General features: G+C 71.2%; 22 protein-coding genes. 3 read left to right on the top strand and 19 right to left on the bottom strand.

Translation table 11 applies throughout. From position 1 onward, the window contains the following. Positions 1–203: 203 nt before the first annotated feature. From K7854_RS34130 to K7854_RS34105, 6 genes are all read right to left on the bottom strand, one after another. Entirely contained in the window at positions 204–1,043 is an 840-nt protein-coding gene (locus K7854_RS34130) for a shikimate dehydrogenase (RefSeq protein ID WP_226030434.1), read from the bottom strand. After that, on the bottom strand, positions 1,024–2,775 hold the full coding sequence (gene mltG, locus K7854_RS34125) for an endolytic transglycosylase MltG (RefSeq protein ID WP_226030433.1): 1,752 nt from the start codon (positions 2,773–2,775) through the stop codon (positions 1,024–1,026). The genes K7854_RS34130 and mltG overlap by 20 nt, the downstream gene beginning before the upstream one ends. Positions 2,776–2,903: 128 nt before the next feature. Next, positions 2,904–3,368 carry a Holliday junction resolvase RuvX gene (ruvX, locus tag K7854_RS34120; RefSeq protein ID WP_226030435.1) on the bottom strand — a complete coding sequence of 155 codons (465 nt, stop codon included), beginning with the start codon at positions 3,366–3,368 and terminating at the stop codon, positions 2,904–2,906. Positions 3,369–3,403: 35 nt separating this feature from the next. Further along, on the bottom strand, positions 3,404–6,076 hold the full coding sequence (gene alaS, locus K7854_RS34115) for an alanine--tRNA ligase (RefSeq protein WP_226030432.1): 2,673 nt from the start codon (positions 6,074–6,076) through the stop codon (positions 3,404–3,406). Beyond that, positions 6,076–6,432 (bottom strand): hypothetical protein, encoded by a 357-nt coding sequence (locus K7854_RS34110; RefSeq protein WP_226030431.1) that lies wholly within the window; start codon positions 6,430–6,432, stop codon positions 6,076–6,078. The genes alaS and K7854_RS34110 overlap by 1 nt, the downstream gene beginning before the upstream one ends. 7 nt (positions 6,433–6,439) lie before the next feature. Beyond that, a complete protein-coding gene (locus tag K7854_RS34105; RefSeq protein WP_076973493.1) occupies positions 6,440–6,889 on the bottom strand; it encodes a DUF948 domain-containing protein in 450 nt (149 codons plus the stop codon). 165 nt (positions 6,890–7,054) lie between these two features. On the opposite strand from K7854_RS34105, the gene K7854_RS34100 reads away from it, so the two are divergent. Then, positions 7,055–9,244, top strand: a complete 2,190-nt coding sequence (locus K7854_RS34100) for an ATP-binding protein (RefSeq protein ID WP_226030430.1) — start codon at positions 7,055–7,057, stop codon at positions 9,242–9,244. A gap of 45 nt (positions 9,245–9,289) precedes the next feature. Here the strand turns inward: K7854_RS34100 and rpsD are convergent, their stop codons facing one another. The 5 genes from rpsD to K7854_RS34075 all read right to left on the bottom strand — a co-directional run bounded on the left by rpsD (position 9,290) and on the right by K7854_RS34075 (position 14,456). Beyond that, entirely contained in the window at positions 9,290–9,904 is a 615-nt protein-coding gene (gene rpsD / locus K7854_RS34095; RefSeq protein WP_030185023.1) for a 30S ribosomal protein S4, read from the bottom strand. A gap of 292 nt (positions 9,905–10,196) precedes the next feature. Continuing rightward, the gene (locus tag K7854_RS34090; protein ID WP_226030429.1) at positions 10,197–11,552 is read right to left on the bottom strand and encodes a replication-associated recombination protein A; all 1,356 of its coding nucleotides are present in this window, start codon (positions 11,550–11,552) and stop codon (positions 10,197–10,199) included. A gap of 69 nt (positions 11,553–11,621) precedes the next feature. Beyond that, positions 11,622–12,284: a vitamin K epoxide reductase family protein gene (locus K7854_RS34085; protein WP_226030428.1), complete on the bottom strand. Its 663-nt coding sequence runs from the start codon at positions 12,282–12,284 to the stop codon at positions 11,622–11,624. Between the two features lie 190 nt (positions 12,285–12,474). Beyond that, entirely contained in the window at positions 12,475–13,737 is a 1,263-nt protein-coding gene (gene hisS, locus K7854_RS34080) for a histidine--tRNA ligase (RefSeq protein WP_226030427.1), read from the bottom strand. A gap of 11 nt (positions 13,738–13,748) precedes the next feature. Further along, positions 13,749–14,456: an MBL fold metallo-hydrolase gene (locus K7854_RS34075; protein WP_226030426.1), complete on the bottom strand. Its 708-nt coding sequence runs from the start codon at positions 14,454–14,456 to the stop codon at positions 13,749–13,751. A 192-nt stretch (positions 14,457–14,648) separates the two neighbouring features. Between K7854_RS34075 and K7854_RS34070 the strand changes: the two genes are divergently transcribed. Continuing rightward, positions 14,649–15,476 (top strand): peptidylprolyl isomerase, encoded by an 828-nt coding sequence (locus K7854_RS34070; protein ID WP_226030425.1) that lies wholly within the window; start codon positions 14,649–14,651, stop codon positions 15,474–15,476. Positions 15,477–15,611: 135 nt separating this feature from the next. Continuing rightward, positions 15,612–16,841 (top strand): DUF349 domain-containing protein, encoded by a 1,230-nt coding sequence (locus tag K7854_RS34065; RefSeq protein ID WP_226030424.1) that lies wholly within the window; start codon positions 15,612–15,614, stop codon positions 16,839–16,841. Positions 16,842–16,918: 77 nt separating this feature from the next. Here the strand turns inward: K7854_RS34065 and relA are convergent, their stop codons facing one another. From relA to ruvC, 8 genes are all read right to left on the bottom strand, one after another. Further along, positions 16,919–19,462 (bottom strand): GTP pyrophosphokinase, encoded by a 2,544-nt coding sequence (gene relA / locus K7854_RS34060; protein ID WP_226030423.1) that lies wholly within the window; start codon positions 19,460–19,462, stop codon positions 16,919–16,921. A 172-nt stretch (positions 19,463–19,634) separates the two neighbouring features. Beyond that, complete coding sequence (locus K7854_RS34055) at positions 19,635–20,183, bottom strand: adenine phosphoribosyltransferase (protein ID WP_226030422.1); 549 nt, start codon at positions 20,181–20,183, stop codon at positions 19,635–19,637. Next, a complete protein-coding gene (secF, locus tag K7854_RS34050; protein WP_226030421.1) occupies positions 20,180–21,301 on the bottom strand; it encodes a protein translocase subunit SecF in 1,122 nt (373 codons plus the stop codon). The genes K7854_RS34055 and secF overlap by 4 nt, the downstream gene beginning before the upstream one ends. Positions 21,302–21,304: 3 nt before the next feature. Further along, a complete protein-coding gene (gene secD / locus K7854_RS34045; RefSeq protein ID WP_226030420.1) occupies positions 21,305–23,116 on the bottom strand; it encodes a protein translocase subunit SecD in 1,812 nt (603 codons plus the stop codon). A 135-nt stretch (positions 23,117–23,251) separates the two neighbouring features. Next, positions 23,252–23,761, bottom strand: a complete 510-nt coding sequence (gene yajC / locus K7854_RS34040; RefSeq protein WP_226030419.1) for a preprotein translocase subunit YajC — start codon at positions 23,759–23,761, stop codon at positions 23,252–23,254. A gap of 175 nt (positions 23,762–23,936) precedes the next feature. After that, complete coding sequence (gene ruvB, locus K7854_RS34035) at positions 23,937–25,010, bottom strand: Holliday junction branch migration DNA helicase RuvB (protein WP_226030418.1); 1,074 nt, start codon at positions 25,008–25,010, stop codon at positions 23,937–23,939. 47 nt (positions 25,011–25,057) lie between these two features. Then, positions 25,058–25,663 carry a Holliday junction branch migration protein RuvA gene (gene ruvA / locus K7854_RS34030; RefSeq protein ID WP_226030417.1) on the bottom strand — a complete coding sequence of 202 codons (606 nt, stop codon included), beginning with the start codon at positions 25,661–25,663 and terminating at the stop codon, positions 25,058–25,060. Beyond that, positions 25,660–26,217, bottom strand: a complete 558-nt coding sequence (gene ruvC, locus K7854_RS34025; protein WP_226030416.1) for a crossover junction endodeoxyribonuclease RuvC — start codon at positions 26,215–26,217, stop codon at positions 25,660–25,662. Before ruvC ends, ruvA begins: the two co-directional genes overlap by 4 nt. Between the last annotated feature and the right edge of the window lie 90 nt (positions 26,218–26,307).

Raw genomic sequence — 26,307 nt, 5'->3', positions numbered from 1 at the left:
ACGGTGCTCCTCAGTGCTCGCGCCCCGGTATGCCCCGCGTACGCGCCTTCTCCGCGTACGCGACGGTCCGACCGGGTGCGCGGCCCCGGTCCGCCACCTCCGATCCTCCCACGTCCGGCCGCGGGACCCGGTCGCCGGTCCATCTGCCGGACGCCCAGGACGGCTCCCCTCCGGTTCCGCTCCCTGCGGAACCGGACGAGGGCCTAGCGTCCGGCGAGAGCGTGCTCCCCCGCTTTTCGCATGGCGGCCAGCGGTGCGGGAGATCGGCCGGTCATCTGCTCGACCTGCAGCACCGCCTGGTGGATCAGCAGGTCGAGGCCGCTGACGACGGCACCGCCGTACGCCGACCAGCGGGCGGCGAGCGCGGTGGGCCAGGGGTCGTAGAGCACGTCGAAGAGGGTGGTGGGCATCTCGGGGACGGCGGCGGCGAGGGTGTCGGTGGCACCGGCCGGGGTGGTGGCCACGACCAGCGGGGCGCGCAGTGCCTCCGCGGCGTCCGCCCAGTCGGCGATGCGCACGTCGACGTCGAGCCGTTCCGCCCAGCCCCGCATCTCGGCGGCGCGTGCCGCGCTGCGCACGTAGACGGCGATCTCGCCGGTGCAGATCCGGCCCAGCGCGGCGAGCGCGGAGGACGCGGTGGCGCCGGCGCCGAGGATCGCGGCGGATTCGGTCTTCTCGACGCCGTGCTCGCGCAGGGCGGCGACGATGCCCGGGATGTCGGTGTTGTCGCCGGTCCTGCGCCCGTCCTCGGTGAAGACGACCGTGTTCACCGCGTCCACGGAGGCCGCCGTCGCGCTGACCGAGTCGAGCAGCGGGATCACCGCCCGCTTGAGCGGCATGGTCAGCGACAGCCCGGCCCACTCGGGCCCCAGCTCCTCGAAGAAGCCGGGCAGGGCCGCCTCGTCCACCTCGAAGCGGTCGTACGTCCAGTCCGCGAGGCCCAGCTCCGCGTAGGCGGCACGGTGCAGCACCGGGGAGAGCGAGTGGGCGATCGGGGAGCCGAGCACGGCGGCCCGGCGCCGGTCAGTTGCCCGAGGCGGCATCGAATTTGTCCTTCAGCTTCAGGAACTCGGCGTGGGTCTTGGCGAACTCGGTCTTCTCCACACCGTCGGTGGCCACGAAGTAGATCCAGCCGTCCTTGGTGGGGTTGAGTGCCGCCTGCAGGGCCTCTTCACCGGGGTTGCCGATGGGTCCCGGCGGCAGGCCGGTGTTGGTGTAGGTGTTGTACGGGTCCATGTTGCTGTTGATCTCGGACTCGCTGATGTGGATCTTGCTCTGGCCCATCAGGTAGTTGAAGGTCGAGTCGAACTGGAGCTTCTGGTTCGTCTCGGTGTTGTCGGACTTGAGCCGGTTGTAGATGACCTCGGCCATCTTGCGGAAGTCGTCGTGGGTCTTGCCCTCGGCCTGCACCAGGCTCGCGGCGGTGAGCAGTTCCCACGGGCCTTCGAGGCCGAGGCCCTCCGCCTTCTGCTCCAGGCCGATCTTCTCGTACTGCTCGTTGGCACGTGCCACCATCTGCTTGAGCACGTCCTCGGGCTTCTGCCCCTTGGCCGCCGAGTAGCTGGACGGGTAGAGGAAGCCCTCCAGGGGGTCCTTGACGTCCTTGTGGTTCAGCGCCCAGTCGGGCAGGCCGAGGCTCTTGTACTCGGACTTGGCGACCTTGGCGGTGGTACCCGCCTTCACCTCGAGGCGCTTGTCGATGAGCTCGTAGATGCGGGCGTTCCGCCATCCCTCGGCGATGATCAGGTTGCTGCGGCTCTTCGGGCTGAGCAGGAGTTCGACCGCGCTGTCGGCCGACATCTCCTTCTGCAGCGTGTACACACCGTCCTGGATGCTCTTGCCGCGGGGGTTGCTCTGCTGGGCGGCGATGAAGGCGTCGACGCTCTTCACCACGCCCTGGCGTTTGAGTTCCTGGCCGATCGTGGAGCCGCCCGCGCCCTTGGGGATGGTGACGGTCACCTGCTCGCCGTTGCCGTCGCCCGCGTAGTCCGGAGCCGCGCCGAAACGATCCTGGTAAAACTGGTAGCCGAAATATCCGACACCTGCCACGCCGCCCCCGAGTACCAGGCAGACCACCAGGCAGGCGCATCCGCTGCGGCGTTTCTTGGGTTTGCCGCCGCCCCGGGTCCTGCGGTCGTCGCGACCGCCGCGGCCGTCGCCGGGCGCGTCCTCGTCCTCGTCCGCGTCCCCGCCGGCGAAGAAGGCGTGCTCGCCCTCGTCGGGACCGGGGTCCCAGTCGGTGCGCTGCGGCTCGGGCTCGGCGCGCCGGCGGGTGGGCGGCTCCGGCGGCGGGTAGGCCTCGGGGGTGCCGTAGAAGTCGGGCTGCTCGGCGCCGTAGCCGCCGGCCTGCTGTCCGTAGGGGTCGGACGGGTCGGCCGGGTAGTGCGCCTGGGGGTGCGCTCCGCTGCCCCAGCCGTCGTTGCCGTAGCCCTGCTGCGCCTGGGCCTGGGGCGCGTACTGCTGGTCGTACTGCTGCTGACCGCCGTACGACTGCTGGTCGTACGACTGCTGACCGTACTGGTCGTACTGGGGCTCGGGGTGCTGGCGGCCGTACGCGTCGTACTGCGGCTGCCCGCCGCCGTACGACGCCTGGCCGCCGTTGCTCCAGTCGCCGTAACCCTGCTGCGCCTGCTGCTCCGGATACTGCTGCGGCTGGCCGCCGTAGGGGGACTGCTGACCCGCGTGGGCCTGCTGCCCGCCCCATCCGCCGTCCCCGTACAACGGGTCCTCGGGATGCCACGGTTCGGAGCCTTGGCCCCGGCCATACTCAGTCATCGATCCCCTAGAGCCGCGAGGCGACGGGGGGCGCGACCTGTGCCGAAGGGCTCGCTTCCGTTCCGCCTCTTGCTGTGCGGTGGCTGTTCGAATGCCTCCGCATCGCGCGGAACGTTACCGTACCGCGATCAGATGACCACTTCGACGCCCTCGCCGGGTGGCCTGCCTGACACCCGTTCGGATTCCAACGCCTGCTGGAGGATGATCACCGCGGCGGCCTGGTCGATGACGGACCGGCCCTTCTTGGACTTCACCCCGGAGGCCCGCAGCCCCTGGCTGGCGGTGACCGTCGTCATGCGTTCGTCCACCAGCCGGACCGGTACGGGCGCGATGCCCTTGGCCAGCTCCTGCGCGAAGCGCCTGACCTTGGCCGCGGCCGGGCCCTCGCCCCCCTTGAGGGAGCGGGGGAGGCCGACCACGACCTCGATGGGCTCGTACTCCGCGACCAGGTGCCTCAGGCGCCGGTGCGCCGCCGGGACGTCGCGGCCGGGGACGGTCTCCACCGGGGTGGCGAGGATGCCGTCGGGGTCGCAGGACGCGACCCCGATGCGGGCGTCGCCGACGTCGATCGCCAGGCGGCGGCCGCGGCGCATCGCCGGGCCGTCCACCTGGTCGTTCTCGGGCGTGCTCACTTGGCGGTGTCCGCCACGAGGCGCTCGACGGCGTCGACGGCGTCACCGATGGCGGCCGGGTTCTGGCCGCCGCCCTGGGCGACGTCCGGCTTGCCGCCACCGCCGCCGCCGAGCGTCTTGGCGGCGGCGCGCACCAGGTCACCGGCCTTGAGGCCGCGGTCGCGGGCGGCGTCGTTGGTGGCGATGACGGTGAGGGGCTTGCCGCCCACCGTGGTGAACAGGGCCACGACCGCGGCCCGGCCGCCCTGGATGCGGCCGCGCACGTCGAGGACCAGCTTGCGCAGGTCGTCCGCGGTGGTGCCGTCCGGGACCTGGCCGGTGACGACGGCCACGCCGCGTACGTCCTTGGCGGACTCGGCGAGACCGGCGGCGGCCTGGAGCACCTTCTCGGCGCGGAACTTCTCGATCTCCTTCTCGGCGTCCTTCAGCTTGCCGAGCATCGCGGAGACCTTCTCCGGCAGCTCCTCCGGACGGCCCTTGATCAGCTCCTGGAGCTGGGCCACGACCGTGTGCTCCCGGGCCAGGAAGTTGTAGGCGTCCACGCCGACCAGCGCCTCGATACGGCGCACACCGGAGCCGATGGAGGACTCGCCGAGCAGCTTGACCAGGCCGAGCTGGGCGGTGTTGTGCACGTGGGTGCCGCCGCACAGCTCCTTGGAGAAGTCGCCGATGGTCACGACGCGCACGCGCTCGCCGTACTTCTCGCCGAACTCGGCGATGGCGCCCTGCTTCTTGGCCTCGTCGATGCCCATGACGTCGGCGCGCACGTCGAGGTCACGGGCGAGCACCTCGTTGATCTTCTGCTCGACGTCGGTCATCACGGCCGTCGGCACCGCGGACGGCGAGCCGAAGTCGAAGCGGAAGCGGCCGGGCTGGTTCTCGGAACCGGCCTGGGCGGCCGTCGGGCCGAGCGCGTCGCGCAGCGCCTGGTGGGTGAGGTGGGTGGCCGAGTGGGCGCGGGCGATGGCCTTCCGGCGCCGGTCGTCGATCGAGGCCTGGGCCTTGGCACCGACGGTGACCTCGCCGACCTGCACGACGCCCTTGTGGACGTACACGCCCGGGACCGGCTTCTGGCAGTCGCGGACCTCGATCACGGCGCCCGTGTCGACCTTGATCCGGCCGGTGTCGCCGATCTGGCCGCCGCCCTCGGCGTAGAACGGGGTGCGGTCCAGCACGATCTCGACCTCGTCGCCCTCGGTGGCGGCCGGGGAGGAGGCGCCGTCGACGAGGATGCCGACGATCGTGGACTCGCTCTCGGTGTCGGTGTAGCCGACGAAGTCGGTGGCGCCGGCCTGGTCGGCGATCTCCCGGTAGGCACCGGCACCGGCGTGGCCGGTCTTCTTGGCCTGGGCGTCGGCCTTGGCGCGCTCCCGCTGCTCCTTCATCAGGCGCCGGAAGCCGTCCTCGTCCACGGACAGCCCCTGCTCGGCGGCCATCTCCAGGGTGAGGTCGATCGGGAAGCCCCAGGTGTCGTGGAGCAGGAACGCCTTGTCACCGGCGAGGACGGTGCCGCCCGCGGCCTTGGTGTCGCTGACCGCGGTGTCGAGGATGTTGGTGCCGGCCTTCAGCGTCTTGAGGAAGGCGTTCTCCTCGGCGAGGGCGACCTTCTCGATCCGCTCGCGGTCGGTGATCAGCTCGGGGTACTGCTGCCCCATCATGCCGATGACGACGTCGATCAGGTCCTTGACGACCGGACCTGTGGCGCCGAGCAGGCGCATGTTGCGGATGGCGCGGCGCATGATGCGGCGCAGCACGTAACCGCGGCCCTCGTTGCCGGGGGTGACGCCGTCGCCGATGAGCATCACGGAGGTGCGCATGTGGTCGGTGACCACGCGCAGCGAGACGTCCGAGGCCTGGGCGTCGCCGTAGGCCACGCCGGTCAGTTCGGTGGCCTTCTTGATGACGGCCATGGAGGTGTCGATCTCGTACATGTTCTGCACGCCCTGCAGAATCATGGCGAGGCGTTCCAGGCCGAGGCCGGTGTCGATGTTCTTACTCGGCAGCTCGCCGAGGATCTCGAAGTCCTCCTTGCCGATGCCCTCGCCCCGCTCGTACTGCATGAAGACGAGGTTCCAGATCTCCACGTACCGCTCGTCGTTGACGGCGGGGCCGCCCTCGGCGCCGAACTCGGGGCCGCGGTCGTAGTTGATCTCGGAGCAGGGGCCGCAGGGGCCGGGGACGCCCATGGACCAGTAGTTGTCCTTCTTGCCGAGGCGCTGGATGCGCTCGGCGGGGACGCCCACCACGTCGTGCCAGATGCGCTCGGCCTCGTCGTCGTCCTGGTAGACGGTGATCCACAGGCGCTCGGGGTCGAGGCCGTAACCGCCCTTGTCCTGGGCGCTGGTGAGCAGCTCCCAGGCGTACTTGATGGCGCCTTCCTTGAAGTAGTCGCCGAAGGAGAAGTTGCCGCACATCTGGAAGAAGGTGCCGTGCCGGGTGGTCTTGCCGACCTCTTCGATGTCCGGCGTGCGCACGCACTTCTGCACGCTGGTGGCGCGGTCGAAGGGCGGCTTGACCTCACCCAGGAAGTAGGGCTTGAAGGGCACCATGCCGGCCGGGACGAGGAGCAGAGTCGGGTCGTCCGCGATGAGCGACGCCGAAGGGACGACGGTGTGCCCGCGCTCCTCGAAGAAGCTCAACCAGCGGCGACGAATCTCGGCCGACTCCATCAGTGGTCCTCATTCCGGTTGTACGAGTACGTCGTCCGCACGTCGACGACGGACTTCGGGTCGTTGCGGTTCTCGATGGCGGCACGGTGCCGCGGTGCGGGCAGTTCACCGTCGACGGGGGCGTTCAGCCCGAGCGCGTCGTCCAGTTCGGCCTCCCGCTGGGCCATGTTGTCGCGGACGTCGAGCGCGAAACCCACCGCGCGGTCCCTGACCCGGGTGCCCACGTCGAGCGCCTTGTTCGCCGCGGTGGCGGCGAGGCTGTCGGGGGTGAGCTGCTTGAGCTTCCGGTTGACCTTGGTGGTGGCCCACACACCGGCGGCCACGCCGGTGCCGAACCAGAACGTACGGCGGAACATCGCTCGGTCAGCCCTTCTTCCGCTTCGTCCGCCGCGCGGCCGGGAGCGTACGGCCCACGATCACGGTGCGCCGCGCCTGGGCGGCGGGGGCGGACATGTCCTCCTTGCGACCGCCGAGTGCCCGGCGCACGCCGTACCCGAACGCCGCGACCTTGACCAGCGGGCCGCCGAAGGTGGAGGCCACGGTGGTGGACAGCGCGGAGGCGTTCGAGGTGACCTCCTGGACGTCGGAGGCGATCGCGTCGACCCGGTCGATCTGGGTCTGCGCGCTGCGCACCGCCGCGGAGGCGTCGGCCAGCAGCGGGACGGCCTGGTCGGTCACGTCCGCCACGAGTTTGGTGGTCGTCCTGAGCGTCTGGGCCAGCCTCGCCAGTGCGACGGCGAGGAAGGAGACCAGGATCGCCCAGAAGACGGCCACCAGGATCCCGGCCACCTCGCCACCGGACACTGTGTGCACCCGCTCCCTGAAAGACGTGCCTGAACATCGGGAAAGTCGTGCACCGAGCCTATCGCGCCGGGCGCGGGGCTCCGTACCGGATTCCCCGTCGCGCGCGGCGCGGCGCGGTCGAGTTCGGTGAAGCGATTGTACGGAGTGAATACGGTTCAGTACGCTCCGTGTTTCATGCGAGACCATCGGCGCGACGGCATCCCGCCCGGCAATCTCCCGCTGGAGCTCGACACGTTCGTGGGCAGAGGGGCCCAACTGGCGGAGCTGGCCCGGGCGCTGGACTCGGCCCGGCTGGTGACCGTCACCGGCGCGGGCGGCGTCGGCAAGTCCCGGCTGGCCGCACGGGCGGCCGCGCGCCGTGCGCCCCGGGACGGGGTGTGGCGGGTGCAGCTGGCGCCGGTGCGGGACGAGGAGTTCGTCGACTACACGGTCGTGGAGGCGCTGGGCCTGACCGACCACACGACCCGGCTGCCCCGCGAGACGCTGCTCGCGCACCTGGCCGAGCGGGAGCTGCTGCTGCTCCTGGACGGGGTCGAGCACCTGGTCGAGCCCTGCGCGGCGCTGGTGGCCGACCTGCTCGGCCACGCCCCGGGGCTGAGTGTGCTGGCGGTGGGGCGCAGACCGCTGGGCGTGCCCGGCGAGCGGCTGGTCCCGCTGGCGCCGCTGAGCACGGAGGAGGCGGTGGAGCTGCTGACGGTGCGGGCCGGGCAGCGGGGCGTCACCTGCGGCTACGACGCCGATCCGGACGCCGACCAGCGGGAGGTGCACGAGCTGTGCCGGCGTCTGGACGGGATCCCGCTGGCGATCGAGCTGGCGGCGGGACGGCTGGGCGTGCTGTCGCCGGGGCAGGTGCTGCGCCGCCTCGACGACCGGTTCCGGCTGCTGACCGGCGGGGACAGCACCGCGCTGCCCCGGCACCGGACGCTGCGCACCGCGATCGGCTGGAGCCACGAGCTGTGCACGCCGCCGGAGCGGCTGCTGTGGGCCCGCCTCTCGGTGTTCGCCGGGCCGTTCGACCTGGAAGCCGCCGAGTACGTGTGCAGCGGGGACGGCCTTCCTGCCGACGAGGTGCTCGACGTCCTGACCGCACTGCTCGCCCAGTCCGTGCTGACCCGCGAGGAGTCCCCCGCCGGGACGCGCTACCGGATGCTCGACACGGTACGGGCGTACGGCGCCGACTGGCTGGCGGCGACGGGGGACGCGGACCGGCTGCGGCGGCGGCACCGGGACTGGTACGTGGGCCTGGCGACCTGGTGCGAGCTGGAGTGGTTCTCGCCCCGCCAGGGCGAGGTGGCCGCGCGGGTGGACGCGGAGCTGCCCAATCTGCGCAGCGCGCTGGAGCACTGCCTGGAGGAGCCGGACGGCGCGCACCTGGGCCAGTACCTGGCGGGCGCCCTGTGGTTCCACTGGGTCGGCTGCGGCCGGCTGTCGGAGGGGCGGCACTGGCTGGAGCAGGCGGTGCGGCTGGACGCGGAGCCGACGGCGGGCGAGCAGTCCCGGCTGAAGGCGCTGTGGGTGCTCGCCTACGTGGCGATCCTGCAGGGCGACACGGTGCCCGCGCTGGCGGCGCTCCAGGAGTGCCGCGAGGAGGCGGAGCGCTCGGCGAACCCGACGGCGGTGGCGTACGCGGAGCACCGCACCGGCTGTCTGGCGCTGGTGAGCGACGACATGCCGCGCGCGGAGCGGCTGCTGCGCTCCGCGCTGCACCGCTACCGGGAGATCGGCGAGCTGAACAGCAACGTGCTGATGGGTCAGGTGGAGCTGGCGATGACCCGGGCCTTCCAGGGCGATCTGCCGGACGCGGTGCGCCTGTGCGAGGACGTGCGCCAGGTGTGCGACGACCACGGCGAGCGCTGGGCGCGGGGATACGCCCTGTACGTGCTGGCCTACGCGGCCTGGAGCGACGGCGAGCCGGTGCGCGCCCGCGAGCTGCTCGCCGACTGCCTGGGCAGCGCGCACCGCTTCCGCGACCAGCTGGGTTCGGTGCTGGCGGTGGAGCTGCTGGCGCTGGTGACGGTGGCGGAGGGCGACGCCTCGGAGGCGGCGGTGCTGCAGGGTGCGGCGGGGCGAATGTGGCCGTCGGTGGGGCTGCCGCTGTTCGGCTCGGCGCACTACAACGCGCCGCACGAGCTGTGCGAGGCGGCGGCCCGGGAGCAGCTGGGCGACGAGCGGTACGAGGAGTGCGTACGGCACGGGACGCGGCTGGGCCGCCGGGAGGCGGTGGCGCGGGCGCTGCGCAGGCCCGGCGTGCCCGTCTCGCCGCCCGCCCCGCGCACGGCGGCCGGGGGGCGGGCCGCGACGGCCGCCCGGACGGCGAAGCCCGCCGCCTCGCCCACCCGGAAGGGCGGGGAGACGGCGGGCTGAGGCACCGCTGGTGCTGCGCCTGCTGAGGTCAGCGTTTCGGCTGGATCAGCGGGCGTAGTACTCGACGACGAGCTGCTCGTCGCAGATCACCGGGATCTCCTTGCGGTTCGGCTCGCGGTCCAGGCGGAACGCCAGGGCCTTGAGGTTCACCTGGAGGTAGCGCGGGGTCTCGCCGTCAGGGGCGAAGCCACCCTCGCGGGCGATGGTGAAGAGCGTCTTCTCCTTGGAGCGCTCGCGCACCTGCACCACGTCGTCCGGACGGACGCGGAAGGACGGCTTGTCGACCTTCTGGCCGTTGACCTGGATGTGGCCGTGGACGACCATCTGGCGGGCCTGGTAGATCGTGCGGGCGATGCCCGAACGCAGGACCAGCGCGTCGAGACGGCGCTCCAGCTCGATGACCAGGGCCTCACCGGTCTTCATGTTGGTCTTGGAGGCACGCTCGTAGGCGCGGACGAGCTGGCGCTCGCTGAGGTCGTACTGCGCGCGCAGACGCTGCTTCTCGAGCAGACGGACCTTGTAGTCCGAGTTCTGCTTGCGGCCGCGGCCGTGCTCACCCGGCGGGTAGGGGCGGGCCTCGAAGTACTTGACGGCCTTCGGGGTCAGCGCGATGCCGAGGGCACGCGACTTCTTGACCTTGGGGCGGGACTGGTTCGCCACTGTCTGTGTCTCTTCTCTGGTTTCCGGCTTGTCAGGGTTGAGGGAGGTCGCAATCCGCAGCCGGGGAAACCCGCCGGGTCCGCTCGGGACCTGCCGGGCAGCCGCTCCCCTGGTCTGGGCACATATGTGCAGCACGCGAGTGGCCCACCGACCGCTCCGGGACTCCGGGTGGTGGTGGGCTGCCCGCGACACCATCGACGGTGCGCGACGCTCCTGGAACCCTGGGGGTTCCGGCCGGTTGTCCCGTTCTGACTGCACGGGACTCGGCACTCCGGAGGATTCTACAGGCTGTTCAGGAAGGCTTGCGACCGAGGTGCCCGCGGGTCCACTCCACCGCGTCCGCGTACCGGGCCTCGGCGCCGTGCCGGGTCGGCGTGTAGTACGTCCGGTCCTTCAGTCCGTCCGGGGCGTACTGCTGGGCGGCGATGCCCTCGGGCAGGTCGTGCGGGTACACGTACCCCTGGCCGTGCCCCAGCTTGCCCGCGCCCTTGTAGTGGCTGTCGCGCAGATGGGCCGGGACCGGTCCGGCGTGGCCCTTGCGCACATCGTCCAGCGCGGCGCCGATGGCGGTGGTCGCCGCGTTGGACTTGGGGGCCAGCGCCAGGGCGATGGTGGCGTGACTGAGGGTGAGGGCGGCCTCGGGGAAGCCGATCATCGCGACGGCCTGGGCGGCGGCGACGGCGATCTGCAGCGCGTTCGGATCGGCCAGGCCGATGTCCTCGCTGGCGGAGATCATCAGGCGCCGGGCGATGAAGCGGGGGTCCTCGCCGGCCTCGATCATGCGGGCCAGGTAGTGCAGGGCGGCGTCGACGTCGGAGCCGCGGATGGACTTGATCAGGGCGCTGGCGACGTCGTAGTGCTGGTCGCCGTCGCGGTCGTACTTCACCGCGGCCCGGTCGACCGTCTCCTCCAGGGTGGTCAGCCCGATCTCCGCCTCGCCCTTGTCGAGCGCGGCCCCGGCGGCGGCCTCCAGGGCGGTGAGCGCGCGGCGGGCGTCGCCCCCGGCGATGCGCAGCAGGTGCTCCTCGGTGTCCTCGGGGAGGGTGAGGGCGCTCTTGAGACCGCGTTCGTCGGTCAGGGCGCGGCGCAGCAGCCCCTTGACGTCGTCGTCGGTGAGAGGTTCGAGGGTGAGCAGGAGCGAGCGGGAGAGCAGCGGGGAGATCACCGAGAAGTACGGGTTCTCGGTGGTGGCGGCGATCAGGGTGACCCAGCGGTTCTCCACGGCCGGGAGCAGGGAGTCCTGCTGGGCCTTGCTGAAGCGGTGGATCTCGTCGAGGAAGAGGACGGTCTCCTTGCCGTACCCGCCGACCGCGCGGCGGGCGCCGTCGATGACCGCGCGGACCTCCTTGACGCCCGCGGTGATCGCCGACAGCTCCACGAAGCGCTTGTTGGTGGCCTTGGAGACCACGTACGCCAGGGTGGTCTTGCCGGTGCCCGGCGGCCCCCAGAGGATGACCGACGACGGCCCCGCGGGACCGGAGGCGCCCTCGCCGACCAGGCGGCGCAGCGGGGATCCGGGCTTGAGCAGGTGCTGCTGGCCGACGACCTCGTCGAGGGTGCGCGGGCGCATCCGCACGGCGAGGGGGCTGCCGGTCGGGTCCTTCTCCTGGCGTTCTTCGGCTGCGGCGGTGAACAGATCGGGCTCCACGCCTTGAACCCTAAATCACCGTACTGACAACGCGCCGGGGCCGGTGGGCCCGCCCTCGGGGAAGGCCGGTCAGCTGGTCCAGAAGTCCCACCAGCGGGTGAGGACCATCATGCCGATGATGCCGATGTGCAGCACCGGCAGGACCCAGGTGAACTCGCCGAAGAAGCCGCGCAGCCAGCCCGGCGCGGGCAGGAAGCCCTTGCGGACGTTGAAGGACGTCACGTACCAGAACATCAGGATGGTGGCGACCCAGGCCAGGCAGCACCACAGGCACAGCGAGTTGATCCGGTACAGGGACTGGAACTGCAGCCAGGAGACGAACGCGACGCCGAAGAGGCAGCCGGCGTTGAAGGTGAGCCAGTACCAGCGGGGGTAGGTGGCGCGGGCGAGCAGGCTGATGCCGACGCAGATGACGATGCCGTAGGCGACGAGGCCGAGCATCGGGTTGGGGAAGCCGAAGACGGAGGCCTGGTCGCTCTCCATGATGTTGCCGCAGGAGACGACCGGGTTGAGGCTGCAGCCGGGCGTGAACGTGGTGCCGGCGACCTTGGCCTCGAGGATCTTCTGCTTGTCGATCGTGATGACCCACGCGGCGAGCAGGCCGGCCGCGCCCGTGATCACCAGCAGCAGCGCGAGGGCCCGGCTGCCGCCTTCGGTGCGCGGGGCGCGGGCGCCGGTGTCCGGTGCGGACTCTGCCACGGTGGAGACGTCCTTCACTGTCGTCTTGCTCATCACGCCGATTCCGTCACTGGGGAGTGGACCTGCTTCGGGCAGGGCCATTGTGCCGCACGAGCCTGTATGGGCACCGTTCGATGAACATATGAACGGGTCGGCGTTCACTCCGGAGTGGCGCGTTCCGGCCAACGCCCGTTCCCCGGGGGCACGCGTGAACGAAAGCGTGCCCCCGGAGGGGCCGGGCCGGCTAGCCGAGCCTCGACTCCAGCTCCGCGACGATCTCGTTGACGCCGATCGCGGTCTGTTCGCCGGACTCCATGTCCTTGAGCTGGACGACGCCCTCGGCGAGGTCGCGCTCGCCCAGGACCAGGGTGTAGCGGGCGCCGGAGCGGTTGGCCGCCTTCATCGCGGCCTTCAGTCCCTTGCCGCCGTAGGAGAAGTCGGCGGCGACGCCGTTCTTGCGCAGTTCGGTGACCTTGGCGAACAGGATCCGGCGGGCCTCCTCCCCCAGCGGGACCGCGAAGACGGAGGTGGCGGACGGGATGTCCAGTTCGATGCCCTCCGCCTCCAGGGCGAGGACGGTGCGGTCGACGCCGAGGGCCCAGCCGACCGAGGGCAGCGAGGGGCCGCCGATCATCTCGGACAGGCCGTCGTAGCGTCCGCCGCCGCCCACCGCGGACTGGGAGCCGAGGCCGTCGTGGACGAACTCGAAGGTGGTGCGGGTGTAGTAGTCCAGGCCGCGGACCAGCTTCGGGTCGTCCTCGAAGACCACGCCCGCCGCCGTGATCAGTTCGCGCACCTCCTCGTGGTACGCCTTGCAGGCGTCGCACAGGTAGTCGCGCAGCAGCGGGGCGTCGGTGAGCTGCTTCTGGACGTCCGGGCGCTTGTCGTCCAGGACGCGCAGCGGGTTGATCTCGGCGCGGCGCAGGGTGTCCTCGTCCAGGTCGAGACCGCGCAGGAAGTCCTGGAGCGCGGCCCGGTAGACGGGACGGCACTCCTTGTCGCCCAGGGAGTTGAGCAGGATGCGGAAGTTCTGCAGGCCGAGCGCGCGGTACGACTGGTCGGCCAGGATGATCAGTTCGGCGTCCAGGGCCGGGTCCTCGGCACCGATCGCCTCGGCGCCGACCTGGGAGAAGTGGCGGTAACGGCCCTTCTGGGGGCGCTCGTAGCGGTACTGCGAGCCCGAGTACCAGACCTTGACCGGCAGGTTGCCCGCCTTGTGCAGGTTGGCCTCCAGGACCGCGCGCAGTACGGGAGCGGTGGTCTCCGGGCGCAGGGCGAGCCGGTCGCCGCCCTTGGTCTCGAAGACGTACATCTCCTTGGTCACGATGTCGGTGGACTCGCCGACGCCACGGGCGAACAGCTCGACGTTCTCGAAGCCGGGCGTCTCGATGTAGCCGTAGCCGGAGTTGCGCAGCGGGGCGGCGATCGCCTCGCGGACCGCCAGGTACTTGGCGGAGTCCGGCGGCAGCAGGTCGTACGTGCCCTTGGGGGCCTTGAAGGTGCTCACGGAAGGTCTCGTCACATTCCTCGTCGGGGCGCGTCGGGAGCGCCCTGGCCGGCTGCCACCTGCCGCAGGTACGGATTGGTGGCGCGCTCCTGGCCGATGGTCGTCTGGGGGCCGTGTCCGGACAGCACCACGGTCGTGTCGTCGAGCGGCAGGCACACGCGTGCCAGGGACTCGAGCAGGTCGTCCATGGAGCCGCCGGGGAGGTCGGTGCGTCCGATGGAGCCGGCGAACAGCAGGTCGCCCGAGAACATGACCGGCGGGATGTCCGCCGCCTCGGGCAGGCCGAAGGTCACCGACCCCTTGGTATGGCCCGGCGCGTGCGCGACGGTCAGCTCCAGGCCCGCCAGCTCCAGCTTCGCGCCGTCGGCCAGCTCCTTGACGTCGTCGGGCTCCCCGACGGTCAGCTCACCCATGAGCGGCATGCCGATGGTGCGGCCGATGCCCTTCTCCGGGTCGCTCATCATGTAGCGGTCCTCGGGGTGGATCCAAGCGGGCACGTCGTGGGCGCCGCACACCGGGACGACCGAGGCGACGTGGTCGATGTGGCCGTGGGTGAGGACGACGGCGACGGGCTTGAGCCGATGCTTGCGGACCGCTTCCTCGACTCCGGGGGCCGCCTGGTGGCCCGGGTCGATGATCACGCACTCCTCACCGGCGGCGGGGGCGACGAGATAGCAGTTCGTCCCCCAGGCACCGGCGGGGAACCCGGCAATGAGCACGATCGTCCTTCGTTTGTGTCGGTACGGATGGGCTTGCGAACCGGCCGCGCCCATGGTCAGAGCCTACCGGCGGTGCCGATTCCTCAGCGAACCCATATACGGTACGGGGCTACACGCCCACGGTCGGCTCATCGCGCCCACGCGTACCGGTCGGCACACAAGACGCACGAAGACGCATGAGGAGAGAACCCGGTGGTCACCCAGGAGCAGCGGCGGCGTCAGCTCGCCCGGGAGAAGTTCTTGCGGCAGCAGCAGCGACGTACCTCCGCACGGCGCAAGGCGCGCATGCGCAACGCCGCGATCGCGTCGGTGCTCGGCGTGATTCTGATCGGCAGTGTCGCGCTGTACACGACCGGCGTGGTCCTGGGGGACGACGACGACAGCAAGACGAACGCGAGCGCGGAGGTCACGCCGAGCGCCTCGGCCCCGAGCAAGGCGCCGGACCCGTGCGAGAAGCCCGCCGAGGGCAAGGTCAAGACGCAGACCTGGAAGAAGGAACCTGCGATGACCATCGACAAGTCGGCGAAGTACACGATGAAGCTGGCGACGACGTGCGGTGACATAGATCTCGCACTGAAGACGGACGCGGCGCCGCACACCGTCAACTCGTTCAACTTCCTGGCGGGCAAGGGCTTCTTCGACCACACGCCGTGCCACCGCCTCACCACCAACGGCATCTACGTGCTGCAGTGCGGCGACCCGACCGGGCAGGGCACCGGCGGCCCGGGCTACACCATCCCGGACGAGAATCTGAAGGACAAGAGCCTCAAGTCGAACACGTACCCGGCGGGCACGGTGGCGATGGCGAACACGGGGCAGCCGGACTCCGGCGGCAGCCAGTTCTTCCTCGTGTACCAGGACAGCCCGCTGCCGCCGAGCTACACGCCGTTCGGCACCATCTCCGACAAGGGCATGGCGGTGCTGAAGAAGATCGCGGAGGCCGGGGAGAGCACCGGCCAGGGTGACGGAGCGCCCAACGCCACGGTCGTGATCGACAAGGCCACCGTCACGAAATCCTGACCCTCATCAGCGAAAGTTCGACTCGCGCGGGTGCGGACAGGCCCCCCGCCGGTCGCCTATGTTGGCCGTGACGAAACTGTGGACGATGCCCGGGGGTGGCGAAGCCCTCCGCAGGCATCATGTGGAGGAGGCGCTGTGAGCAGCGACCCGTGGGGCCGCGTCGACGAGACGGGGACCGTGTACGTGCGTACGGCCGACGGCGAGAAGGTCGTCGGATCCTGGCAGGCAGGCTCCCCCGAGGAGGCGCTGGCCTACTTCGAACGCAAGTACGAAGGCTTGGTTGTCGAGATCGGCCTCCTCGAAAAGCGGGTGAAGACCACCGACCTGTCGGCCAAGGACGCCCAGACCGCCATCGACCACTTGCGCGAGCAGGTGGACGCGCACCACGCGGTCGGCGACCTGGAGGCCCTGCGGGCCCGGCTGGACCAGCTCGTCGCGCTCGTGGAGGCACGGCGCGAGGAGCGCAAGGTCCAGCGGGCCAAGCAGTCCGACGAGGCGCGCGGCGCCAAGGAGGCGCTGGTCGCCGAGGCCGAGGAGCTGGCGCGCTCGGACCAGTGGCGGGCGGCCGGTGAGCGGCTGCGGGCCCTGGTCGACACCTGGAAGGGCCTGCCGCGCCTGGACCGCAAGTCCGACGACGAGCTGTGGCACCGCTTCTCGCACGCGCGCTCGGCGTTCTCCAAGCGCCGCAAGCAGCACTTCGCGCAGCTCGACGCGCAGCGCGAGGAGGCGCGGCGGACCAAGGAGCGGCTGGTCTCCGAGGCCGAGGCGCTGTCCAACTCGACGGACTGGGGCCCGACGGCCGCGCGCTACCGCGACCTGATGGCCGAGTGGAAGGCCGCGGGCCGCGCGCAGCGCGAGCACGAGGACGACCTGTGGAACCGCTTCCGCGGCGCCCAGGACGTGTTCTTCGCCGCCCGCAGCTCGGTGTTCGCCGAGCGGGACGCCGAGCAGGCGGAGAACCTGAAGCTCAAGGAGGAGCTGGCCGAGGAGGCCGAGAAGCTCGTCCCGGTCACCGACCTCAAGGCGGCCCGTGCCGCGTTCCGTTCGGTCAACGAGCGCTGGGAGGCCATCGGCCACGTGCCGCGCGACGCCCGGCCGAAGGTCGAGGGGCGGATGCACGCGGTCGAGCGGGCGCTCCAGGAGGCCGAGGAGGCCGAGTGGCGCCGGACCAACCCGGAGGCACGCGCGCGCGCCGAGGGCCTGACCGGTCAGCTCCAGGCCGCCGTGGACAAGCTGCGCTCCCAGATCGAGCAGGCGCGCGCCCAGGGCAACGACGCCAAGGCCGACAAGCTCGCCCGTGAGCTGGAGGGCCGCCAGGCGCTCCTCGACCAGGCGCTCAAGGGCCTGCACGAGTTCGGCGGCTGACGGTCGCGGACCACACGCGAGGGGCTCCCGTACGACGCGTACGGGAGCCCCTCGCGTGTGTGCGCCGGTGCGGACGGCTACGAGGGCCTGCGCGCCGACGTCACCCGGTAGACGTCGTAGACGCCCTCCACGCCGCGTACGGCCTTCAGGACGTGCCCGAGGTGCTTCGGGTCGCCCATCTCGAAGGTGAAGCGGGAGGTGGCCACCCGGTCGCGGGAGGTCTGGACGGCCGCCGAGAGGATGTTGACGTGCTGGTCGGACAGCACACGGGTGACGTCCGACAGCAGCCGGGACCGGTCCAGGGCCTCGACCTGGATGGCGACCAGGAAGACCGAGGACTGGGTGGGCGCCCACTCGACCTCGAGGATGCGCTCGGGCTCGCGGGAGAGCGAGTCCACGTTCACGCAGTCGCTGCGGTGCACGGAGACGCCGCTGCCGCGGGTGACGAAGCCGATGATGGGGTCGCCGGGCACGGGCGTGCAGCAGCGGGCCAGCTTGACCCAGACGTCCTCGACGCCCTTGACCACCACGCCCGGGTCGGCGCTGGTGCGGCGCTTGCGGCCGCGGCCCCGGGCGGGCGGGACCGACTCGTCGATCTCCTCGGTGGCGGCCTCCTCGCCGCCGAGCGCCTGGACCAGCTTCTGCACGATGTTCTGCGCGGAGACGTGGCCCTCGCCGATCGCCGCGTACAGCGCTGAGATGTCCGAGTAGCGCATCTCGTGGGCGAGCGTGACCAGGGAGTCGCCGGTCAGGATGCGCTGGATCGGCAGGTTCTGCTTGCGCATCGCGCGGACGATGGCGTCCTTGCCCTGCTCGATCGCCTCGTCGCGGCGTTCCTTGGAGAACCAGCCTCGGATCTTGTTGCGGGCGCGCGGCGACTTCACGAAGCCGAGCCAGTCGCGGGAGGGGCCCGCGCCGGCCGCCTTGGAGGTGAAGACCTCCACCAGGTCGCCGTTGTCCAGGGTCGACTCCAGCGGCACCAGCCGCCCGTTGACCCGGGCCCCTATGGTGCGGTGGCCGACCTCGGTGTGGACGGCGTAGGCGAAGTCCACCGGGGTGGCCCCGGCGGGGAGCGCTATGACGTCGCCCTTGGGGGTGAAGACGAAGACCTCGTTGCGGGAGAGGTCGAAGCGCAGGGACTCCAGGAACTCGCCGGGGTCCTCGGTCTCCTTCTGCCAGTCGAGCAGCTGGCGCAGCCACGCCATGTCGTTGAGGTGGTCGTCCTTGCTCTTGCCGGACGACCTGGGGGCGTCGGTGCGCACCTTGGAGGCGCCGGCGACGGCCTCCTGCTTGTACTTCCAGTGCGCGGCGATGCCGTACTCCGCGCGGCGGTGCATGTCGAAGGTGCGGATCTGCAGCTCGACCGGCTTGCCGCCGGGCCCGATGACCGTCGTGTGCAGCGACTGGTACATGTTGAACTTGGGCATCGCGATGTAGTCCTTGAACCGCCCCGGAACCGGGTTCCAGCGGGCGTGGACCGTGCCGAGCGCCGCGTAGCAGTCGCGGACGGTGTCCACCAGGACGCGGATGCCCACCAGGTCGTAGATCTCCGCGAAGTCCCGGCCGCGGACGATCATCTTCTGGTAGACGCTGTAGTAGTGCTTGGGGCGGCCGGTGACGGTCGCCTTGATGCGGGCCGCGCGCAGGTCCTGCTGGACCTCGTCGGTGACGACGGCCAGGTACTCGTCGCGCTTGGGGGCGCGCTCGGCGACCAGGCGGACGATCTCGTCGTACATCTTGGGGTAGAGGATCGCGAAGGCGAGGTCCTCCAGCTCCCACTTGATGGTGTTCATGCCCAGCCGGTGGGCGAGCGGCGCGTAGATCTCCAGGGTCTCGCGCGCCTTCTTCTCCTGCTTCTCGCGCTTGAGGTAGCGCATGGTGCGCATGTTGTGCAGGCGGTCGGCGAGCTTGATGACCAGGACGCGCGGGTCCTTGGCCATGGCGACGACCATCTTGCGCACGGTCTCGGCCTGCGCGGCCTCGCCGAACTTGACCTTGTCCAGCTTGGTGACGCCGTCGACGAGCAGGGTGACCACGTCGCCGAAGTCGCGGCGCAGGTCCTCCAGGCCGTACTCGGTGTCCTCGACGGTGTCGTGCAGCAGCCCGGCCATCAGCGTGGCCGGGTCCATGCCCAGCTCGGCGAGGATGGTGGTGACGGCGAGCGGGTGCGTGATGTACGGATCGCCGCTCTTGCGCTTCTGGCCGCGGTGCCAGCGTTCGGCGACCTGGTAGGCGCGCTCGATCTGGCGCAGGGTCGCCGTCTCGATCTTGGGGTCGTTGCCGCGCACTATGCGCAGCAGCGGCTCCAGGACCGGGTTGTACGGGTTGGCGCGCTGCACGCCGAGGCGGGCCAGGCGGGCGCGGACGCGGTTGGAGGAGCCGGAGCGGGCGGGCTGGCCCGCGGGGGCGCGGACCACCGGCGCGTTCTGCGGGCGCTCGGCCGGCAGCGGCTTGGGGCGCGGCTGCTGCTCGGCCGGCTTGTCGACGGGCGCGGCCGGGGCGTGCTGGATCGGCCCGCGCGTGTCGTTCTTCGCCTGGGGCGCGCTCGGCGCGGGCTTCGCCGCGGGCGCCGAGGCGGACTCGGGCTTTGCGGCGGTCAGTGGCTGGGCCTCGTCTGGCAAGAGGACTCCTCGTGCGCGATCCGGGTCCCCCGGTCAGGCTCCGGATACCCCATGGTAGCGATCCTGCCCTCCAGGATCGCCTTCTGGCCAATGTGAGGGCGGTCAACCCGTGCAACGCCTGGGGCGGGCGCCGGATTCCTCCGGGCCCGCCCCAGGATGCGGTGTGCGTGGTTCAGACCGTGAGCAGCGCCTTCAGCGGTGCCCCGGCCAGGGCCGGCTCCAGCCGGGCCCGTCCGTCGAGGAAGCCCAGCTCCATCAGCACGGCGAGGCCCGCGACCTCGGCTCCGGCCCGGCGGATCAGCTCCAGCGAGGCCTCGGCGGTGCCGCCGGTGGCGAGGACGTCGTCGACGACCAGCACGCGGTCGCCCGCGGCCAGGTCCTCGGCGTGCACCTCGATCTCGGCGGAGCCGTACTCCAGGTCGTACGCCTGGCTGAGCGTGGCTCCGGGGAGCTTGCCCGCCTTGCGTACCGGGATGAAGCCGAGGCCCGCCCGCAGGGCCACCGGGGCGCCCAGGATGAAGCCGCGTGCCTCCAGGCCGACGACCTTGGTGGCGCCGGTGTCCCGGGCCACGGCGGCCAGGGCGTCGGTGAGCGCGGCGAAGGCCGCCGGGTCCGCCAGGAGCGGGGTGATGTCCTTGAACATCACGCCCGGCTCCGGGTAGTCGGCCACGTCACGGATGCGGCTGAGCAGCAGCTCCGTGAGGTCGGTCGTCTCGGTCATCGGCGCTTCCCCGAGGGTCGGCCGCGGCCCCTGCCGCGGGACGCGGGCTGGTTGCGGGGGCCGACCACCGCGGGTGCCGCGTCGTCCGGCTCGTCGGCGCCGTACGTCCCCTCGTCGGCCGCGGAGTCCGCGGGCTCGCCCTTGGCCGCGGCCTGGGCGCGCTTGGCGAGGACCCGCTTCTTGAGGGCCTTCATCTGCGGCTCGGCCTCCTTGAGGTCGGCGACGAGCGGCGTGGCGATGAAGATCGACGAGTAGGCGCCGGCCGCGAGGCCGACGAACAGCGACAGCGAGATGTCGTTGAGCATGCCGGCGCCGAGGACACCGCCGCCGATGAACAGCAGGCCCGCCACCGGCAGCAGCGCGACCACCGTGGTGTTGATGGAGCGGACCAGGGTGCTGTTGATCGAGCGGTTGGCGATCTCCGCGTACGTCCAGCGGGTCTGTTTGGTGATGTCCCGGGTCTGCTCCTTGAGGCTGTCGAAGACGACGACCGTGTCGTAGAGCGAGTAACCGAGGATCGTCAGCAGACCGATCACCGTGCCGGGTGTGACCTCGAAGCCGACGAGGGCGTAGATGCCCACCGTGATGGTGATGTCGTGGATCAGCGCGACGAAGGCGGCCAGTGCCATCCGCCACTCGAACGCGATCGCCAGGTAGATCACCACGAGGACCATGAAGATCCCGAGGCCCTGCCAGGCCTTGTTCGCGATCTGGTCACCCCAGCTGGGGCCGACCAGGTCGGCGTTGATCTTCTCCGCGGAGATGTCCAGGTTCTTGGAGAGGTCCTCCTTGATCTGGTCCGACTGCTGGGTGTCGGTGCCCGCGATCTGGATGCGGAGGCTGCCGTCGCCGAGCTTCTGGACGATCGCGTCGTGGCCGGACGCCTCCTCCGCCCAGGTCTCGGTCTGGGCGACCGAGGCGCTCATGTTCTTCGGGGTGGTGAAGACCGCGCCGCCCTGGAACTCGATGCCCATGTGCAGGCCGCGCACCGCCAGGCCGACGATGGCCGTGATGGTGATGAGGATCGAGATGCCGTACCAGATCTTGCGGTTCTTGACGAAGTCGTAGCCGACCTCGCCGTGGTGGAGTCGGGCGCCGAGCGTGCCGAGCTTCGACATCTCTCACGCCTCCTTCGGGTCGACAGGGCCGGCGGCCGGACGGGACGGACGGCGGGTGCGGCGCAGCGGGGGCTTGGCGCCCAGGGCCTTGGGGTCGAGGCCGGACCACTTGTGACCGCTCGCGAAGAACTTGCGGCGCGCCATCAGCGTCAGCAGCGGCTTGGTGAACAGGAACACCACCACCACGTCGAGCAGGGTCGTCAGACCGAGCGTGAACGCGAAGCCCTGCACCTTGCCCACGGTGACGATGAAGAGCACCGCGGCGGCGAGGAAGGACACGAAGTCGGAGACCAGGATGGTGCGCCGGGCGCGCGGCCAGGCCCGCTCGACGGCGGGACGCAGGGTGCGGCCCTCCCGGATCTCGTCGCGGACGCGTTCGAAGTACACGATGAACGAGTCCGCCGTGATGCCGATGGCGACGATGGCACCGCACACGGCCGGCAGGTTCAGCGCGAAGCCGATGGTCGGGCCGAGCAGCGCCATGATCACGTACGTGAGGCCGGCCGAGACCAGCAGCGAGCAAACGGCGATGAACGACAGGCCCCGGTAGTAGAACAGCAGGTAGAGGACGACCAGGGCGAGGCCGATCGCGCCCGCGATCAGACCGGCGTGCAGCTGCTCACCGCCGAGCGCGGCGGTGACGGTGGTGACGCTGTCCTCCTTGAAGGTCAGCGGCAGCGCGCCGTAGGACAGCATGTTGGCGAGGCTCTGGGCCTCCTCCTGGTCGAAGCTGCCGGAGATCTCCGCGTTGCCGCCGGTGAGCGCCTGGCTGACGTACGGGTCGGAGACGACCTCGTTGTCCAGGACGATGGCGAACTGGTTCTGCGGGGACTGGTTCTGCGCCAGCTTGCCGGTGATGTCCGCGAACTTCTTGCTGCCCTTGTCCGTGAACTTCATCGTCACGGTCCAGCCGGCGGCGGTCTGCGTGTTGTAGACGGCCTCGGCCTCGTCGACCTCGGTGCCGTCGACCGCGGCGGCGCCGAGGATGTACTTCTGCCACTGGCCCTGCGAGTTCTGACCGCAGGCCACCGTCTGCTCGCTCGGCTTGGCGCCGTCGCCGGCCTTGGCGCGGGCGTTCTTGTCGGTGCAGTCCAGGGCCGCGTACTGCTGCTGCAGCTTGGCGGTGGCGTCGTCGCCGGAGGCGCTGGCGCTCGGGGACGGGGAGGCACCGTCGGAGCTCGTCGCGGACGGGCTGGGGTCGGCCTTCAGGGCGTCGCTGGCGGCGCGGCCCTGGGAGGTGGCGCTCGCCGAGGCGGAGTCGGACGGCGTGCCGCTCGCCTTGTCGCCGTCGGTGGCCTTGTCGCCGTCGGTCGCCTTGTCCGTGGCCTTGTCGGTCGCCTTGTCGGTCGCCTTGTCAGAGGCGCCGCCGGTCTCGCTCGCCGAGGGGGTGCCGGTCGCGCCCGCGCCGGACAGCTCGGTGGCGAGGACCGGACGGAAGTACAGCTTGGCGGTGGTGCCGACCTGCTGCCGGGCTTCCTTCGAGTTCGTCCCCTTGGGGATGTTGACGATGATGTTCCGGTCGCCCTGGGTCTGGACCTCGGCCTCGGAAACACCCAGACCATTGACACGGCGGTTCATGATCTCGACCGCGGTGTCCATGTTGGTCTTGTTGATCGCGGACTCCTGGCCCGCCTCGGGCACCGCGCGGAGCGTGATGCTCGTGCCGCCCGCCAGGTCGATGCCGAGACGCGGAGTCGTGTGCCCGGAGGCGAACATGCCTCCGGTGAGCGCCACGATGGCGATCAGGATCAGGGCCAGCGAGCGCCCCGGCTTGCTCTGAGCGCTCGCACTCTTTCCCTTTTTAGGTGCTACCACCTTTGCGTACTCCCTCTCGGGCCGCTTCGCGCCCAGAAGGCGTCACCGGCGGCCATCACATGGTGTCCGGATCCGTGCGAGCCGCGCGTCACTCGGGGTGCGCGGGAACCCGTCCCGCGCACCCCGGGGCACGGCTTACTTCGCCTCGGAACCGCCGTCGGACTTCTTCGCCTGCTCGTCCGTCTTCGCCTCGGCGGGCGCGGCGTCGGCCGTCGGCTCGTCGGCCGTCTCGCCGGCCTCGGCGTCCGGCTCGGCGGCCTTCTTGCCGAGGTCGACGGACTTGTCGTCGGAGGCGGCGTCGGACTCGGTGAGGGAGGAGGCGTCGTCGGGGACGACGTCCGCGTCGGACTTCAGGTCGTACTCGATGCCGTGGACGATGCGGTTGTACTCGTCGTCGGAGAGGACGGCGCCGATCGCGTTCTTGGCGAAGAGCAGTTCCACCCCCGGTCCGGCGTCGAGGAGGACCGTGTCGTCGTTGACCTCCTTGACCGTGGCGTACATGCCCCCGATGGTGCGGACACCGGTTCCGGGCTGCATCTCGTTCCGCATGTTGGCGGCCTGCTGCTGCTTCTTCTTCGCCGACCGGGTCATCAGGAACATGGCCCCGATGAGCACGATGAACGGGAGGAGGGTCACGAGACTCACGGGTCGGTACTTCCTTCACACGACCGCGATGGTGAGCGGCCTGATGGTTGGGGGTGTGTACGCCGCCGACAAGGGCGGCATCGGCGGAGTCTAAGCGAGTCCGCGCGCATGGAACAACGCTCAGCATGGCACCGGGGTTCCTGCTCCGGCGAATGTGCCTCTCGTGACCGGGTCGTCACGCCCCGAACAGGTCCTGTTGTCCGTTTCCTGAACTCTGCGAAGGCGGCGGGGTGAGGCCGAGATGCGCCCATGCGGCCGGAGTGGCCACCCGCCCGCGTGGGGTGCGGGCGAGCAGACCCTCCCGTACGAGGAAGGGTTCGGCGACCTCTTCCACTGTCTCACGCTCCTCCCCCACGGCGACGGCGAGCGTGGACAGGCCGACCGGTCCGCCGCCGAACAGCTTGAGCAGGGCCTCCAGCACGCCCCGGTCGAGCCGGTCCAGGCCCCGGGCGTCCACCTCGTAGACGGCGAGGGCGGCCGCGGCGATCTCCTGGGTGATCAGGCCGTCGGCCTTGACCTGGGCGTAGTCGCGGACCCGGCGCAGCAGGCGGTTGGCGATGCGGGGGGTGCCGCGGGAGCGGCCGGCGATCTCGGCGGCGCCGGTGGGGTCGATCTCGACGTCGAGCAGGCCTGCGGAGCGGTGGATGACCCGCTCCAGCTCTCCCGGTCCGTAGAACTCCATGTGGGCGGTGAAGCCGAAGCGGTCGCGCAGCGGGGGCGGCAGCAGCCCCGCGCGGGTGGTGGCGCCGACCAGGGTGAACGGGGGCAGCTCCAGGGGGATGGCGGTGGCGCCGGGGCCCTTGCCGACGATGACGTCGACGCGGAAGTCCTCCATGGCCATGTAGAGCATCTCCTCGGCGGGCCGCGACATGCGGTGGATCTCGTCGAGGAAGAGCACCTCGCCCTCCTGGAGGGAGGAGAGGATCGCCGCGAGGTCGCCGGCGTGCTGGATGGCGGGGCCCGAGGTGATGCGGATGGGGGCTTCCATCTCGGCGGCGATGATCATCGAGAGGGTGGTCTTGCCGAGGCCGGGGGCGCCGGACAGCAGCACGTGGTCGGCGGTGGCCCCGCGCGCGCGTGCCGCCCGCAGCACCAGGTCGAGCTGCTCGCGGACCTTCTCCTGGCCGATGAACTCACCCAGGTCCTTGGGGCGCAGGGCCGCCTCCACGGCCTGGTCCTCGCCGTCGGCGGCGGCGCCCACCAGTCGCTCGGCGGCGGCCTCCGCGCCGGTGGTGTCGTCCCAGTTCACTTCTTTCTCCTTGCCGTGGCGCGCCGGGTCGGTGGTGGCGGGCGTGGTCAGCGGGCGCGGTTCAGCGTCTGCAGGGCGGCCTTGAGCAGCTGGCCCACCTGCGGGGTGCCCCCGGCGGACTCCGCCTGCGGTGCCACGGCGGAGACGGCCTCGTCGGCCTCGCGGGTCGCGTACCCGAGGCCGATCAGGGCGGCGTGCAGCTGGTCGCGCCAGCCGGTGCTGACCGGGGCACCGACGGCGGGGGCGCCGATCGGCTCGCCGAGCCGGTCCTTCAGCTCCAGGAGCAGTTTCTGCGCGCCCTTCTTGCCGATGCCGGGGACGGCGGTGAGCGCCTTCTCGTCGCCGGTGGAGACGGCTCTGCGCAGGGCGTCGGGCTGGTGCACGGCGAGCATGGCCTGAGCCAGGCGGGGTCCGACGCCGCTGGCGGTCTGGAGCAGCTCGAAGACCTGGCGCTCGTCGTCGTCGGCGAAGCCGTAGAGGGTGAGCGAGTCCTCGCGGACGACGAGGGAGGTGGCGAGCTTGGCGGGCTTGCCGATCCGGAGGGTCGAGAGCGTGTTCGGCGTGCACTGGACGGCCATGCCGACGCCGCCCACCTCGACCACCGCGGCGTCGGGGGCGAGGGCGGCGACGGTGCCGCTGACGAAGGCGATCATGTCGTACGGCCTTTCGGGACGGGCGGGGTGCGGGGGGCGCGGGACGCGTGCAGGGCCACGGCCTGCTGGAGGCGGTTCTGCGCGGGGGCGCGCCAGATGTGGCAGATGGCGAGGGCGAGGGCGTCGGCGGCGTCGGCCGGCTTGGGCGGGGCGGCGAGCCGCAGCAGGCGGGTGACCATGGCCCCGACCTGGGCCTTGTCGGCGCGTCCGCTGCCGGTGACGGCCGCCTTGACCTCGCTGGGCGTGTGCAGGGCGACCGGGATGCCGCGGCGGGAGGCGCACAGGATGGCGACGGCGCTGGCCTGGGCGGTGCCCATGACCGTGCGCACATTGTGCTGGCTGAAGACGCGCTCCACCGCGACGTACTCCGGCCGGTGCTCGTCGAGCCACTGCTCGATGCCCTGCTCGACGGCGACGAGACGGTGGCCGAGGTCGGCGTCCGCCGGTGTGCGGACGACGCCGACGCCGACCATGGTGAGCGGTCTGCCCGCGACGCCCTCGACGACCCCGACACCGCAGCGGGTCAGCCCCGGGTCCACCCCCAGTACGCGCACCCGGCCCCCTCTCGTCGATCACCTGTTTGTGCAGGCTATCGGGTGGCCGTCCACCAGGCGGTTGCCCTGCTTCATGGCCGCGATGCCCGC

This window comes from Streptomyces hyderabadensis (assembly GCF_020404845.1).
In the GTDB taxonomy this organism is placed as follows: domain Bacteria; phylum Actinomycetota; class Actinomycetes; order Streptomycetales; family Streptomycetaceae; genus Streptomyces; species Streptomyces hyderabadensis.
This window is presented reverse-complemented; position numbering and strand designations above follow the sequence as displayed.